The organism is Campylobacter sp., from assembly GCF_020024835.1.
Taxonomy (GTDB): Bacteria; Campylobacterota; Campylobacteria; order Campylobacterales; family Campylobacteraceae; genus Campylobacter_D.
This window is the reverse complement of sequence record NZ_JAHHTD010000003.1, coordinates 1-15,449: the sequence shown is the minus strand read 5'-3', so window position 1 is coordinate 15,449 and position 15,449 is coordinate 1. Positions and strand designations below refer to the sequence as shown.

15 protein-coding genes and 1 pseudogene are annotated in these 15,449 nt (G+C 29.1%); 10 read left to right on the top strand and 6 right to left on the bottom strand.

What is annotated here, in order from left to right; all coding sequences use genetic code 11:
• Positions 1-40: 40 nt before the first annotated feature.
• From QZ429_RS00925 to bamA, 6 genes are read right to left on the bottom strand one after another with little or no spacing between them, the layout of a single operon-like run.
• Positions 41-967 (bottom strand): tRNA-dihydrouridine synthase, encoded by a 927-nt coding sequence (locus tag QZ429_RS00925; RefSeq protein ID WP_291949662.1) that lies wholly within the window; start codon positions 965-967, stop codon positions 41-43.
• Positions 964-1,947, bottom strand: coding sequence for a hypothetical protein (locus QZ429_RS00920; protein WP_291949659.1), 984 nt, complete (start codon positions 1,945-1,947; stop codon positions 964-966). Before QZ429_RS00920 ends, QZ429_RS00925 begins: the two co-directional genes overlap by 4 nt.
• Positions 1,944-2,300 (bottom strand): RNA polymerase-binding protein DksA, encoded by a 357-nt coding sequence (gene dksA, locus QZ429_RS00915; protein ID WP_291949656.1) that lies wholly within the window; start codon positions 2,298-2,300, stop codon positions 1,944-1,946. The genes QZ429_RS00920 and dksA overlap by 4 nt, the downstream gene beginning before the upstream one ends.
• 8 nt (positions 2,301-2,308) lie before the next feature.
• A complete protein-coding gene (locus QZ429_RS00910; protein ID WP_291949654.1) occupies positions 2,309-2,764 on the bottom strand; it encodes a 23S rRNA (pseudouridine(1915)-N(3))-methyltransferase RlmH in 456 nt (151 codons plus the stop codon).
• 3 nt (positions 2,765-2,767) lie between these two features.
• Positions 2,768-3,610, bottom strand: coding sequence for an acetyl-CoA carboxylase, carboxyltransferase subunit beta (gene accD / locus QZ429_RS00905; protein WP_291949651.1), 843 nt, complete (start codon positions 3,608-3,610; stop codon positions 2,768-2,770).
• A gap of 36 nt (positions 3,611-3,646) precedes the next feature.
• Positions 3,647-5,866, bottom strand: coding sequence for an outer membrane protein assembly factor BamA (gene bamA, locus QZ429_RS00900; protein ID WP_291949648.1), 2,220 nt, complete (start codon positions 5,864-5,866; stop codon positions 3,647-3,649).
• Between the two features lie 78 nt (positions 5,867-5,944).
• On the opposite strand from bamA, the gene QZ429_RS00895 reads away from it, so the two are divergent.
• The 10 genes and pseudogenes from QZ429_RS00895 to QZ429_RS00850 form a co-directional block, all read left to right on the top strand.
• Entirely contained in the window at positions 5,945-6,772 is an 828-nt protein-coding gene (locus QZ429_RS00895; protein ID WP_291949645.1) for a prephenate dehydrogenase, read from the top strand.
• An 80-nt stretch (positions 6,773-6,852) separates the two neighbouring features.
• Positions 6,853-8,232, top strand: a complete 1,380-nt coding sequence (locus tag QZ429_RS00890) for a M23 family metallopeptidase (protein WP_291949643.1) — start codon at positions 6,853-6,855, stop codon at positions 8,230-8,232.
• A gap of 1 nt (position 8,233) precedes the next feature.
• The gene (gene lpxC / locus QZ429_RS00885) at positions 8,234-9,118 is read left to right on the top strand and encodes a UDP-3-O-acyl-N-acetylglucosamine deacetylase (protein ID WP_291949640.1); all 885 of its coding nucleotides are present in this window, start codon (positions 8,234-8,236) and stop codon (positions 9,116-9,118) included.
• 41 nt (positions 9,119-9,159) lie between these two features.
• Positions 9,160-9,567: a tRNA threonylcarbamoyladenosine biosynthesis protein TsaB gene (locus QZ429_RS00880; RefSeq protein ID WP_291949849.1), complete on the top strand. Its 408-nt coding sequence runs from the start codon at positions 9,160-9,162 to the stop codon at positions 9,565-9,567.
• A 4-nt stretch (positions 9,568-9,571) separates the two neighbouring features.
• The gene (gene thrB, locus QZ429_RS00875; RefSeq protein WP_291949638.1) at positions 9,572-10,450 is read left to right on the top strand and encodes a homoserine kinase; all 879 of its coding nucleotides are present in this window, start codon (positions 9,572-9,574) and stop codon (positions 10,448-10,450) included.
• A 25-nt stretch (positions 10,451-10,475) separates the two neighbouring features.
• Positions 10,476-10,742 (top strand): hypothetical protein, encoded by a 267-nt coding sequence (locus tag QZ429_RS00870; protein WP_291949636.1) that lies wholly within the window; start codon positions 10,476-10,478, stop codon positions 10,740-10,742.
• A complete protein-coding gene (infB, locus tag QZ429_RS00865) occupies positions 10,723-13,332 on the top strand; it encodes a translation initiation factor IF-2 (RefSeq protein ID WP_291949633.1) in 2,610 nt (869 codons plus the stop codon). The genes QZ429_RS00870 and infB overlap by 20 nt, the downstream gene beginning before the upstream one ends.
• Positions 13,329-13,691 (top strand): 30S ribosome-binding factor RbfA, encoded by a 363-nt coding sequence (rbfA, locus tag QZ429_RS00860; RefSeq protein WP_291949629.1) that lies wholly within the window; start codon positions 13,329-13,331, stop codon positions 13,689-13,691. Before infB ends, rbfA begins: the two co-directional genes overlap by 4 nt.
• Entirely contained in the window at positions 13,681-14,100 is a 420-nt protein-coding gene (gene rimP / locus QZ429_RS00855) for a ribosome maturation factor RimP (protein WP_291949626.1), read from the top strand. Before rbfA ends, rimP begins: the two co-directional genes overlap by 11 nt.
• A gap of 99 nt (positions 14,101-14,199) precedes the next feature.
• Positions 14,200-15,449: pseudogene (locus QZ429_RS00850) on the top strand (methyl-accepting chemotaxis protein); the annotation flags it as partial.

Genomic DNA, 15,449 nt, shown 5'->3' with positions numbered 1-15,449 from the left:
GTATCTCTTCATATATTGCTTATTAGTTAATAAGCAAAAATCATTCCTTATTGAAAAATTCTTCTATATATTTTCTCATTTCTTTAGCATTATTAATGCGATTTATTTTATCTCTAAAAATTGAAGCGTCATTATATCCTTTAGAATACTCGTGCAAGTGCTTTCTAAAAATACTCACGCCTTGTTCTTTATAGTGCTTTATCATCTCATCAAAATGAGTAAAAATGATTTTATTTTTTGTTTGCTTGTCTATTTTTTTATTTTGTTTGATTTCATAAAAAACCCAAGGATTTCCTATACTTGCTCTACCTATCATCAAAGCGTCGCAATTTGTTTTTTTTAAAACTTCTTTCGCATTTATTGCATTGATATCTCCATTAGCTATTAAAGGAATTTTTATATTTTTTTTAGCTAAAGCTATAGCTTCATAATCAGAATTTCCGCTATACATTTGTTTTTTTGTGCGTCCATGCATACTTATAAAATCAATTCCAGAATTTTCACAAGCTTTTGCAATTTCAATGGGATCTTTTTTATCATAACCAATTCTAACTTTAACACTTGTAATTTTCTTTTTACTTGTTTTTTTTATAAGTTCTAAAATTCTTTTTAATTTATCAAGATCTAGTAAAAGAGCACTCCCAGAATACTGCTTAATGACTTTATTTACAGGACATCCGCAATTAAAATCGATTCCATCAATAAAATCAAATCTATTTAAAATTTCAACCGCTTTTTTTATAACTTCCTCATCAGATCCAGCAATTTGCACTATATAAGGATTTTCAAGTTCGGCTTTTTCTAGCATTTTTAAAGTTTTTTCACTTTCATACACTAAAGCATTAGAGCTTATCATTTCGCTAATTGTTACATCAGCTCCAAATTGTTTGACTAAATTTCTTAAAGGTAAGTCAGAAAATCCAGCCATAGGAGCTAAAAATAAAGGATTTTTACTAAAATCTATCATCGAATTATTGCGTCTAAATCAAATTTTTTATTATGCTCTTTTAAAAATAATACAAGTTGAAAATCTTTAAAATCTTGTTGATTATTTCCTAATTGACTTAATAACTCATCAAACATTCCAAATTCAGCAAGTATATAATAATATGCCCTACTAACTTTTAAATTACAATCTTGCAATTTTTTAAATAAAGCTATGAGATTTTGAGGTTCTATTTTTTTACAAAGTATTTTAGCAATCTGCAAAAACATCGCTTCATCAAAATTATTCATACTAAGTAATACTTCTATTTCAGCAAGAGTAAGCTCTAAACTTTGTGCTTCATAGCGTTTAAACAAATATAAAATATCTTTTTGAGATTTTTCTATTTTGAGACTTTTTATTTTTTCATAGGATAAATTTTGCAATACTTCTTCATAAGCAAACAACTCTAAATCATTGCTTAAATCTTTTTTGTTTTTAATAAGCGAGTAAGCATAATCGCTATCTTTAGCACAATGATTTTTTTCATTTAGTATAAATATTTCATTTTCAAAATCTAATTTATATTTTTTAAGTTCTATAAAAGAACCTTCATTAATATCTTGTAAAATATCTAATATATGATCTATTCTTTCATTTTGTGTCTTTTCTTTAAATACCAAAGTTTTTGTAAGCTTTTCAATATCTTGAAATTCTTGAGTTTTAAATTTAATTTTGTTATTTTTTTTAAGTAGTAAATTTTCAATCAAATTTTCATAATTTTTACTATCTTTAATGAGATTTTTAAATTGTAAATGTTTTAAAAAGCCGTAAAAACTCATATGCAAAAGTGCTAATATCATTAAGATTAAAGTAGGAAGAATGATCCACAAACTAACAGGAAGATTCAGACTAAAAGTAGAAAGAGTAAAGGTATAATCACCCAAATTTAAATTATAAACTAAAGCTACCACAATCAAAAGATAAATTAAACTTGCAAAGAAAAATAATTTTATTTTCATATTTCTTTCCTTTTTTCTAAATTTTCACGACAATTAATGCAGTATTTTGCGTGAGGTTTAATTTTTAATCTTTCTAAATGAATCACCTCTTCACAATACTCACAAATTCCATAAGTATTATTTTCTATTTTGCTTAATGAAAGTTTAATTTCATCTAGTTCTTTTTTCAAATTTTCATTTATTTTAAAATCAATATGCGAGCTATTAGAAATTTGTTGGATATCTACCTCATCTCGTGGTTCGCTATTGTGAAGATTACAAATATTTGCTGTATTGCCTTGCAATTCTTGTAAAATTTCTTTTTGTCTTTTTTCTAAAATATCTTTGAAATCTTTTAAATTCAATTCTTGCATAAATGTTCCTATTTATGATATGGATGATTAGCATTGATACAAAATGCACGATAAATTTGTTCTAAAAGTATTGTTTTTATAAATTTATGTGGCATTGTCATTTTGCTAAGAGAAATACTTATTTGCATTTGATTTAAAAAAGCTCGTTCAAAACCATATGCACCACCAATAAAAAAAGAAATTTCATTTTTATCTTGCAAAAATGACGCAAATTCTATACTCGTAAATTCTTGACCTTTTTCATCTAAAGCTATACAAAAGCCCTTTTTATGAGGAAGCAAGACCTTAGTATAAGTTTTTTTTGCTTCATTTGCATTATTGCTTTGTGCATTTGCTATTGTATTATTAAAAATACTTATATCGCTAAGATTGCTAAATTTTTTTATTAACTTGTGATAATGTTCATTGAGCTTTGAAAATTCATCGTTATTATTTTTTTGGATACTAATAAGATTAATCTGCATAGTTTAATTTTTAGAAAAAAATCTTAAAAAATCAGCGACGAATTTTTTATGTTCATTTCTTTCTATGATAGTATCAATCAAGCCGTGTTCTAGTAAAAATTCAGCTTTTTGAAAACCTTCAGGCAAATCAGTTCCTATAGTTTGCTTTATAACTCTTGCCCCTGCAAAACCCACCAAAGCACCTGGTTCTGCCATAATAATATCCCCAAGCCACGCAAATGAAGCACTAACTCCACCCATAGTAGGATCAGTAAGAATAGAAATATAAGGTAATTTTTCCTCAGCTAAAAGCTTTAATGCTGCACTTGTTTTACTCATTTGCATTAAAGAATAAGTGCTCTCTTGCATTCTAGCTCCACCAGAAGCACTAACAATAACAATTGGAGTTCTTTTATTTATAGCTCTTTCTATAGCTCTTAAAATTTTTTCACCTTCAACAGAGCCTAAACTCCCACCCATAAAAGAAAAATCAAATACAACAAGTTGAGTATCAATTCCATCTATTTTGCATTCGCCACTTATAACAGCACTTTTTCTGCCTGTTTTTTCTTCATTTTCTGCTAATCTTTTTTTATAAGATTTACTATCTACAAATTTTAAAGGATCTGTTGCTTGTAAATCTTTATCCATTTCTATAAAAGTGCCCTCATCACTAAGTAAATCTATGCGTTTAAGTGGAGAAAGCCTCATATGAAAATTACATTTAGGGCAAACATTATAAGAAGCTTCTATTTCTTTATAATACATTAAAGCGTGGCAAGAGGTGCATTTTATCCAATGATTAGGTGCTTCATTAGGATTTGCTTGCTTGCGTCTTATACTAGAAAAAATATCTAAAAAATTCATCACTCTACCTAAAATAAAATTTCGTAATTATAACACTTAAAATCTTGCACCAAGCATAAATTCAAATTTACTTAAATCATCGCTTGCTCTTGTGTTAAATGGTTTAGCAAAAACTAGATTTAAAGCCCCTAAAGGAGTTAGCCACTCAAAGCCAACACCTGTGCTCCATCTTTGAATTTGAGTTAGTGAAGTTTCTCCTATAGTCCCATAATCAAAAAACACACTTCCTCTAAGTTTAATCCTATCAAATATAGGAAAACTAAGTTCTACAGAATTTGTAAATGCTATAGTTCCGCCAGTTTCATCGCCCCACTCATTTTTAGGACTCACACTTCTTCTATCAAAACCTCTAATAGTGCCTATACCACCAAGATATATTTTTTCATTAATTGGTAAGTATCCTTGATTCCATACTTTATAAAAATTTGCTTTATAGCGATAAATCACATCCCAACCAATATAGTCTTCTAACCCTCTATAATAATTAAATTTAGTAGTTGAGTTAATAAATTTTTGATCTCCGCCAATTCCTGCGTATTCTAAAGCAGTAGAAGCTATAATCCCAGAACGCGGAAGATAATAATCATCTGTATTGTTAAATATTATAGATGGAGTGATAGAACTTTTATAAGATTTACCTAATTGATAACCTTGTTTTATCAATCTATCGCTTAATTTATAAATATTACTTTCTTCAAGATTATAAGATAAATCTACATCAATAAATCTCCCTAAAGATTTTCCTATACTGACATTAAAGCCATAGTTTCTCTCATCATAACTATTCCACTCAAAGCGATTTGAATACAAAGATCCCCCAAGAGAATAATCACTATCATTTAATCTAGGATTTTTCAAAGAAATTTTTCCTGATAAAGTCTCATCTCCCTTGTCGATATTTACACTACCTTTTATACCAGATCCAAAGATATTTGCATCTGAAAGTGAAGCACTAAGTAAAATTCCATCACTAGTTCCATAGCCTATACCACCTGATATAGCACCAGTTGATGCCTCTTTAACTTCTACTATTAAATCAACGTGCGTATTATCAACTCTTTGTTCTTTAATTTCGACATTTTCAAAGTATGCTGTTCTTCTTAATGCATTCCTTGAGTCTATCAAATCTGTTCTATTGTAAAGATTACCCTCAGTTAGGTAAAGCTCTCTACGAATTACCCTATCAACCGTTTTAGTATTGCCTGAAATTTCAACATTTCTCACATACACTTTTTCATTTGGAATGACTTTAAAAAGTATAATAGCTTTATGATTTTCTTCATCTTTTTGTATATCTGGAATCACTTGCACAAAAGCATATCCTAAATCAGCGGTTTTAGTTTCTATCGTTTTTATATCTTTTCTTAATTTTTCTATATCTACTATTTTCCCTATTGTAAGCTCAAGATTGTGAGCTAAGTCATTATTTTCTTCATCACTAAATGCAATATTATAAATTTTTATATCTTTTACTTTATAAGGTTTGCCTTCACTTATAAAATAAGTCAAATCCGCTTGATAAGTATCTGTATATGTTTTTAAAAATGCCGGAGATACACTAACATCTAAATAACCTTCTTTTAAATACACATCAGAAATTCTTGAGCTATCATTTTCTAATTCAAAAATTTTAAGCTTGCCATCATTAAAACCCCACATCCAACCTAGCAATTCTCTTTGTTTATTAGCTATTGCTGGTTCTATATCAGAATAATTTAATTTTTTAGCACCACTTAAATAGACATTTTCTATGATAATATTTTCACCACGATTGACAATAAAAGTTATTTTCAAAGCATTAGAATTACTTAGCTTTTCGCTTTTAGTTTCTACTATCGTGTCATAAAAACCTTTAGCTTCATAAAAAAGCTTTATTTTTTCTACAGATTCTTTTATAGAATTTTCATCATATAAAAGTCCAGGTTTTAAACCTATAAGAGACTCCATTTGTTTTCTATCATTGCTTGCAATGCCTTGTATGTCTATCTTTCCAATAGATGGCTTTTCCACTACTTTAAATAAAATTACTCCATTTTTCTCTTCAACTAAAATATCTTTGAAATAATTTTTACTAAAAAGATTTTTAACAGCCATATCTATATTTTCAATACTAATTTTTTGTCCAATTTTTAATTTAGAAATTTCTATAGCACTTTCTTTAGAAAGTCGAGATAAGCCTTCAAACTTAATGTCTTTGATTGTTAATGCGTAAAGTGAGCTTGTTGATAGTATAAAAAATATAATCCATTGTTTCATTAAATTTACCTAAAAATTTGATACAAAAGCAGTTATAATACCAAAATATTTTTAATCAATAGTTTTGAAGGTAAAATTATGAATGTAGGTATAGTTGGACTTGGTTTAATGGGCGGTTCTTTAGGAATTAGCTTAAGAGAAAATAAACTCATTGATATGGTGTATGGATATGATATAAATAAAGATTTTGAATCCATTGCAGTGAAAAAAAAATTAGTAGATAAAATAATAAGTTTTGAACAAATTAAAAAATGTGATGTAATTGTTTTAGCTATACCTGTTAATGCGATTATTGAAATTTTAAAAGATTTAGAAGATACTTCACAAGATTGCACTATTATTGAACTTGGAAGTGCAAAAGAGGAGATTATTAAGCATTTATCCCCTGATTTAAAAAAACATTTCATATCAGCTCATCCTATGGCAGGCACTGAAAATAGCGGACCAAATGCAGCGGTTAAAGATTTATATAAAAATGCAGTTTGCGTATTTTGCGATAGTCAAAATGCTACTCATTCACATCAAAAAAGAGCTATAGAAATTTTTTCTGATTTAGGTATGAAGATAGTTTTTATGGATAGTCTAGCTCACGATCATCATACAGCTATAATCTCTCATTTGCCTCACGTTATAAGCTTTTCTTTAGCAAATTTTGTAATGAAAGAAGAAAATAAAAAAAATATAGCATATCTTGGCGGTCCTTCTTTTAAAGATATGTGTAGAATTGCTAAATCTAATCCAAAAATGTGGAGTGGCATTTTTCAACAAAATAAACATAATTTATTAAATTCTATAAAAATGTTTCAAAAAGAACTACAAGAATGTAGAAAGATGATAGAAAAAGGCGATACTGATGAGCTTGAAGCTTGGATAAAAGATGCAAATAAATTAAGAGAAATTTTATAATTTTTATAAGTAATTTACTCTTAATTTGCTATAAAGTTTTATTATTTAAAGATATAAAGATTAAAAATTTGAAGGTTAAGATGGTTTTTGCACGTAAAAAGTCTAGTAAAAAATGGTTTTTTCTAATATTATTAATCTTAGTTGCAATATTGGCATTTGTTTTAAATACAAATTTGTTTAAAAAAGAAGCTCCAAATATACAAATTAAATCAGAAATTATTTATAGCAATTTAAAAGATCCAATCTCCATAGAAATTGATAGCAAAAATTCATTAAAAAATATTAAGGTGATTTTATTTAAAAATGGCGATTTAGATGGTCAAATTTTAATGAATGAAAACATTAAAGAGCCAAAGCATAACATTCAGTTGAATTTAAAATTACCAAAATTAGCTTACAAAGAAAAAGTGGATTTTTTTAAACTTCTAATTGAAGTTAGCGATAGCAGTTTTTGGAATTTTTTTCTCAAAAATGCAACTCATAAAGAAATAAAAGTTATCATAGATACAAAAGATCCTTATGTAGAAATTTTAGATAATTCTTATCAGATAGAACAAGGAGGCGTAGGCAGTGTCGTATTTAAAGCAAGTGATGAAAATTTAGAAAATGTATATATAATCACCGATAAAGGCAAAACTTTTAAAGCTATTCCTTTTATCAAGGAAGGATACTACGCAGCTTTGATTGCTTGGGACGCTAAAGATGAAAATTATAGAGCTTATGTCATAGCACAAGATAAAGCAGGCAATATCAACAAACAAAGGATAAGATATTATTTTGTAAATAGAAAATACCGCACATCTAATATAAAATTAAACGATAAATTTATAGATGGCAAAATTGATTTACTAGCTCAACAATATGCTCCACAAGATAAGCAATTAAACAGACTTGAAAAATTTAAATTTGTAAATGAAGACTTAAGAAATTTAAACGAAGAGCTCGTGCATAAAATCACAAGCGACGCTCCTGAAGCTATTTTAAATAATTTTAAAGTAAATCTTTTCATACCTTTAAAAAATGGCAAAAAAGTAGCTGATTTTGCTGATCATAGATTTTATTCTTATGATAATCAACCCTTAAGTAGTTCTTATCATATGGGACTTGATATAGCTAGTATAAAACAAGCCCCTATTATAAGCAATAATGCAGGCAAGGTCGTATTTGCTAAAGAAAATGGAATATATGGCTTAAATATCATAATCTATCACGGCTTTGGAATTTATACTCTTTATGGGCATTGCACTAGTGTAAATGTTGGCGTAGGCGATGAAGTAAAAGCAGGAGAAATCATAGGAACTACTGGAGTTACTGGGTTAGCCCTTGGTGATCATTTGCATTTTGGTGTTTTGATTCAAGGAGTGGAGGTGCGTCCTGAGCAATGGCAAGATGCAAAATGGATAAAAGAAAATATTTATAATGTTTTAAACGCAAGTAAGAAAAAAATTTTAAGTGAGTAATATGAATCAAACAACTATAGCAAAAGTGGTAAAAGGTGTAGGTATAGGGTTGCACAAAGGTGAGCCAATTAGCATTCAATTAGAGCCATTAGATGCAAATAGCGGTATAGTTTTTTATAGAAGTGATCTTGGAATTTCATATGAGGCTAAACCAGAAAATGTAATCGACACAAAAATGGCTACCGTTATCGGAGATCATAGAGGCTATGTCTCAACTATAGAGCATTTAATGAGTGCAATTAGTGCTTATGGTATTGATAATATTCGTATTGTGCTTAATGCTAATGAAGCACCTGTAATGGATGGTAGCAGTATAGGCTTTTGTATGATGCTTGATGAAGCAGGTATTAAAGACCTTGGAGAGGTAAAAAAAATTTTAGTTATTAAAAAAAATATAGAAGTGCAAGAAGGAAATAAATTTGTCCGCTTAACTCCTACTGATATGCCTATTATTAACTATACCATCGAATTTGATAATCCTATCATAGGCAAGCAAAATTATTATTTTGAATTTAGCAAACAAAATTATATTGAGCAAATAGCAAGAGCAAGAACTTTTGGATTTTTAAAAGACGTGCAAGCTTTAAGAAAATTAAATTTAGGACTTGGCGGAAGCTTAGAAAATGCTGTAGTAATTGATGATAATCGTATTTTAAATCCTGAAGGATTGCGTTTTAAAGATGAATTTGTCCGTCATAAAATTTTAGATGCTATTGGAGATTTAACCTTACTTGGATACAGAGTTTTTGGTGATTATGTATCTTATGCGGGCTCTCATAGATTAAATCATCTTTTAACTAAAAAATTATTAAAAGACACTAACGCATACGAGATAGTAAGTTTAGAAAAAAGTGTCCATAAAATTTATGAAAAGGTTTTCGCATAAAAAAGGTTACATTGCTTTTAAATGCTATTTCTAAACCCATAATGCTAGGGATTTATGAAAAAGATATGTTATTAGAGACTATCAATAGCCATTTAAAGATAAGTGAGATACTGCCACAAATCTTACAAAATTTACTTACAAAATATGAATTTGAAAAACTTATTTATGCTAATGGACCAGGTTCTTATATGGGGATAAAAATCAGCTATATTTCTTTGCAAACTTTAGCTATAGTTAAAAATATACCTTTATTAGCAATTAGTGCTTTTGAATTAAATGACAATCAGCCTATTCCAGCTAATAAGCAATTTTGTTTTGTCAAAGATAAAAATCAACAAATCACATTAGAAAAAATTCAAGGCGGTGATTTTTTTATGCCAAAGACTTTAAAAAATTTAAATTTTAGTGATGATAATACGCCTTTTTATGTTTTAGAGGCAGTTAATTAAACAAATGAAAATTTTAGTTCCTGCTACTAGTGCAAATTTAGGTCCTGGTTTTGATTGTTTAGGTTTAAGTTTAAAGTATTTTAATGAAACTATAATAGAAAAATCAAATTTTTTTAGCATTAATATTTGCGGAGAAGGTGCTAAAAATATCTATCTTAAAAAAAACAATATCTTCATAAGTATTTTTAATGAAATTTATCAAAAATTAAATGGAAAAAAGCAAAATTTTAGATTTATTTTTCGCAATAACATTCCCCTATCAAGAGGTATGGGAAGCTCATCTGCTACTATAATTGCAGCTATTGCTTGTGCTTATAAATTAAGTGATTTAAAAATAGACAAAAATAATATACTAAATGAAGCATTAAAATTTGAAAATCACCCTGACAATATCGCTCCAGCAGTCCTTGGAGGCTTTGTGTGCTCTATGGTTAAAAACAACAAAGTCCTAGCCATAAAAAAAGAAATAGATGAAAATTTAAAAGCTATTATGACTATACCTCATTTAGCTATGAATACGCAAAAATCTAGATCTGTTTTAGCTAAAAGAATTGATTTTAACGATGGAGTTTTTAATGTTTGCCACTCTTCATTTTTAACTGCGTGTTTTTTAGAGAAAAAATACGATTTGTTAAAATACGCAAGTTTAGACAAATTTCATCAAGAGCAAAGAATGAATACTTTACCAGATTTATTTCAAGTGCAAAAAATTTCTTTAGAAAATAACGCACTTATGAGCACGCTTTCAGGTTCAGGCTCGAGTTTTTTTACTTTAGCTTATAAAGATGATGCAAAAAATATTCAAGCAAAACTTAAAAATAAATTTAATAAATTTAGAATAGAACTTTTAGATTTTGATAATAAAGGCTTTAAATTTTGCTAAAAATTTCAAAAAAAAAGATATAATTTTGAAAAATCATATACCCATTAGAATGTGCATTATATGTAAAGGTCGTTTTGAAAAACAAAATTTGTATCGATTTCAAATTTATAATTCTAAAATTATTACAAAAATAAAATTTGGAAAGAGTTTGTATATTTGTAATTTATGCTTAAATAAAGACGACAAGATCTTACATAAAGCCTTTATGAAGGTTAAAAAAGGTAATTTTAATGGAAATATAAAACAGCAGGATTTAAAGGAGATATTTTTTAATGGCAGATGTAAAGATTAGTGAAATAGCTCAAGAGTTAGGATATACGAGTAAAGAGATTATCGAAAAAGCTAATAAAATGGGCCTGGAGGATATAAAATCGCCTAATAAAAAGGTATCTTCTGAAATCGCAGCAGCGATATACGAATACGTCCAATCAGGCAATATTCCAGATGTGGTAAAAAAAATACAAAAACCTAAAAAAGACAATGCTTCAAAAAAAGTAAATAAAAAAGAAAATTCAAAAAAAGATGAAAAGAAAATTAAAAAAGAAGTAAAAACTAGCTCTAAAATTTCTGAAGAAAAAGATGAAAAAATTACACCAATTGCAAATCCCATAAAAGAAGAAATTACTCAAAAAGAAAAAGAAGAAATAAAACTAGAAGAAAAGCTAGGCTCAAATTTAAATTTAGCTAAAAGAAGAGGCTTAGTCATAGTTAAAAAAAAGAAAGAAGAAATAAAAGAAAAATTAAACGAAAATGAAGATAAATCATTCCAAAATAATCAAAATTTAAGTTTGAGTATGATTTTTTCAAATTCAGATGAAAATTTGAAAAAAAAGAAAAAAGAAAAGAAAAATCATCTTGCTGTAAGCAAAAAAGAAAACACAACTAAAATGGATCTTTTAAGCGATAAAGATTTTGCAGATATCTCTTTAGATAATGATGATGAGGTTGTATTGCCTGATTTTAGCATACAAGAGCAACAAAAGCCAGTTTTAAACAAAAAACAACCTAATGTTTTAAGACAATCGCTAAATAATTCCATCAATCCTTTTGGAGAAAGCGGTATCCAAAGAAGAAGTCGCAAAAAATCCCCTAAAAGAGTGGAAAAAAAAGAAAATGAAATAATCACTAGCGTAAGCATTCCTAAAGAGATACGCGTATATGAATTTGCAGATAAAATCAAAAAAAATACCGGAGAAATTATCTCTAAGCTTTTTATGCTAGGTATGATGACAACTAAAAATGATTTTTTAGATGAGGACGCTATAGAAATTTTAGCAGATGAATTTGGCATAGAAATTAATATCATTGATGAAGCTAATGAATTTGATTATGTGAAAGATTATGATGATAATCAAACACAAGAAAATTTAACCCATAGAGCACCAGTGATAACCATAATGGGCCACGTAGATCACGGCAAAACTTCTTTGCTAGATTTTATAAGAAAATCACGTATTGCAAGCGGTGAAGCAGGTGGTATCACTCAACACGTCGGTGCTTATATGGTAGAAAAAAATGGCAAAAAAATTACCTTTATTGATACTCCAGGGCACGAAGCTTTCACAGCTATGCGTGCAAGAGGTGCAAGTATCACTGATATCGTTATAATTGTAGTCGCAGCCGATGATGGCGTAAAGCCTCAAACAAAAGAAGCTATCAACCACGCAAAAGCTGCAAATGTCCCTATTATTGTAGCTATTAACAAAATGGATAAAGAAAATGCCAATCCTGATATGGTAAAAACACAACTTGCTGAAATGGAAATTATGCCTGTTGAATGGGGCGGAACTTATGAATTTGTGCCAGTTTCTGCTAAAAAAGGCGATGGCATTGAAGATTTACTTGAAATAGTCTTATTGCAAGCTGAGCTTTTAGAATTACAAGCTAATCCAAAAACTCTTGCAAAAGCAAGTGTCATAGAATCTTCTATACAAAAAGGCAGAGGCCCTGTGGCAACTATCATCATTCAAAATGGGACATTAAAAGTAGGCGATACCATAGTAGCTGGAGAAGCTTATGGCAAAGTGCGTGCAATGAGTGATGACCAAGGCAAAGCATTAAAAGAAATCAGTCCAGGTGAATGCGGAGTCATTGTAGGGCTTAGCGAAGTAGCAGATGCAGGAGAAACTTTAATCGCAGTAGAAAGCGATAAGCAAGCAAGAGAATATGCCAACAAACGCCACGAATACAATCGTCAAAAAGAATTAAGCAAATCAACAAAAGTAAGCATTGATGAGCTTGGTGCTAAAATCAAAGAAGGTGCTCTTAAAGTATTGCCAGTGATTTTAAAAGCCGATGTGCAAGGATCGCTTGAAGCACTTAAAGCAAGTTTGGAAAAATTAACTAATGATGAAATTAAAATAAACATTATACATAGTGGAGTTGGAGGCATAACTCAAAGCGATATAGAATTAGCCAGTGCAAGCGAAAATTCCATAGTCCTTGGGTTTAATATCCGTCCAACAGGCGAAATCAAAGAAAAAGCCAAAGATAAAGACGTTGAAATCAAAACTTATAATGTAATTTACAATTTACTAGATGATGTAAAAGCCTTACTTGGCGGTATGATGAGCCCTATTATCTCTGAAGAACAACTAGGCCAAGCTCAAATTCGACAAGTGATTAATGTGCCAAAATTAGGTCAAATAGCAGGATGTATGGTAACAGAAGGCGTGATTAATCGCGGTGCTAAGATTAGACTCATAAGAGAAGGTGTAGTTATTTTTGAAGGAAATGTAAGTTCTTTAAAACGCTTTAAAGACGATGTCAAAGAAGTAGCAAGAGGCTATGAATGTGGTGTTGGCATTGAAGGGTGCAATGATATGAGAGTGGGTGATTATATAGAAAGTTACAAAGAAGTTGAGGAAAAAGTGAGTTTATGAACCCAGCTGAAATTAAAAAATTACGCACACAAAGTATCTTAAAAGAGCTTATTCTTGAAGCTTTATCTAGTTTAGAAGATAAAGATTTAAAAAATTTATGCGTAGTAGATGTAGAGTGTAAAAAAGGTCGCTATGATGCTTTTGTGTATCTTGATAAGATGTTTTTTAATGCACAAGAACAAGAGCAAATTTTAAATAAACTCAAAAAAGCTTCTTATATCTTGCAAAATTATTGTATGAGTGAGCAAGGTTGGTATAGATGTCCTAATTTTCACTTTAAATTTGATGATAGATTAGAGTATCAAAATCACATAAATGCTTTATTTGAAAAAATAAAAAAGGAAAAAAATGGATCTTAAAGCACTATGCAAAGAAGTAGGATTAGAATTTTATGATGATGAATTAGTTAGTGAAAATGGAAAAAGAATTTATAGAATTTATGTTCAAAAAGAAGGTGGGGTAAATTTAGACGATTGTGCAAAGCTTAGTGAAATTTTATCCCCTATTTTCGATGTAAAAGCTCCTGTTAATGGAGAATACTTCTTAGAAGTTTCAAGCTGTGGGCTTGAAAGAAAACTTAGCAAATTAGAACATTTTAAAAAAAGCATTAACGAATTAGTAAAGATTACTACCAATGACAAAGAAAAAATCGAAGCTAAAATTTTAAATGTCAATGATGAAAATATAGACTTAGAACTCTTAAATGGCGAAAAAAATACTATAAATTTTAATGAAATCAAAAAAGCAAGAACTTTCGTGCAATGGTGATATTTTAATTTCATTTGTATTATTTATTAAATAAAAGTTAATTTTTATCTTTTTTGTGTATAATTCCGGTTTTAATTTTAATTTTTAGGGGGGGGGAAAGTGTTTAAATCTTTAAATATAGGTATGAAGCTTGTTTTATCCGTGGGAATGGTCATTTTCATCGGTGTAACAGCTCTTATTTTTGTTGTTTCTACACAAGTTGCTCACAATATGGAAAACGAAGCTAGACAAACTATTTATCAAGCTTCAAGACGTTATGTAAATTTTATTGAGGGTGCTTTAAATGAAACCATTGCTTTGACAAAATCTACAGCAAGTTCGGTGAATGATTTTATCGCAAAAGGAGGTAAATTTGACATTGAAGATATACAAGATATTGTTAGAAATATTTTAGATTCTTCTTCATATTCAAGTTATAGTTTTTTAATCTTAAGTGATGATAATCTAGTAGATTTTACAAATGCTAAAAGACAATACAAAAGCGAAAGTCGTCATTTTGGTATGGTATTTTTTGATAGCGATTTATCTGGTCATGGAGGCTTAGAAACTCTTCAATTTACAGATAAAGTTAGAAATTTACCTGTAGTGCAAAAACTTTTTTCTGAAGGAAGTAATAACCGCAATAAAGTCTATGTAGGCAATCCTACAAGACAAGATCTAGGAAAAGGTGAATTTGTAGCGATCAATGTGGCTATGCCATTTTTTGCTAAAGATGGCAATCTAGCAGGTTATGTTGGTTTTGTTTTTGATATAAGAGAATTTACAATAATTTTATCAGATCCAAAATTAAATATTTTTCCAAATGAAATCAAAGCTTTGCTAGATGATGAAGGAACTTTTGCAATACATACTAATCCTAATATGGTTTTGAAAAAAATACAAGATGTTAGTAGTAGTAAAGATATCAAACAAATCATCTCTGCAATTGAATCAAATGAAAACTATATGAGTTCTAATTACACTGCTAGCAATGGAGATGTATCTTTTGCAAGCGTAGCGTCATTTCAAACTATTGGCAATACTAGTCAATGGAGTGTAGTTGTTACTGCACCTAGAGCTTCTATCTTAGCTCCTTTATATAAACTTCAGTTTGTTTTAGTCGGCCTTGGCTTGGTATTTTTAATCGTTACAATTATGGTAGTGTATTATTTAATAGGAAAGATAGTTAGCTCAAGATTATCTGTGCTAGTTAAAGCTTTAGAGTCATTATTCCGTTTTCTTAATCACGAAAAAATCAACTTACAACCTATAGCAATCAAAGCTAACGATGAATTTGGTAGCATAGGTAAAATGTTTAACGAAAACATCACTAAAACTAAAAATGCTTTAGAACAAGACGCTTTAGCAGT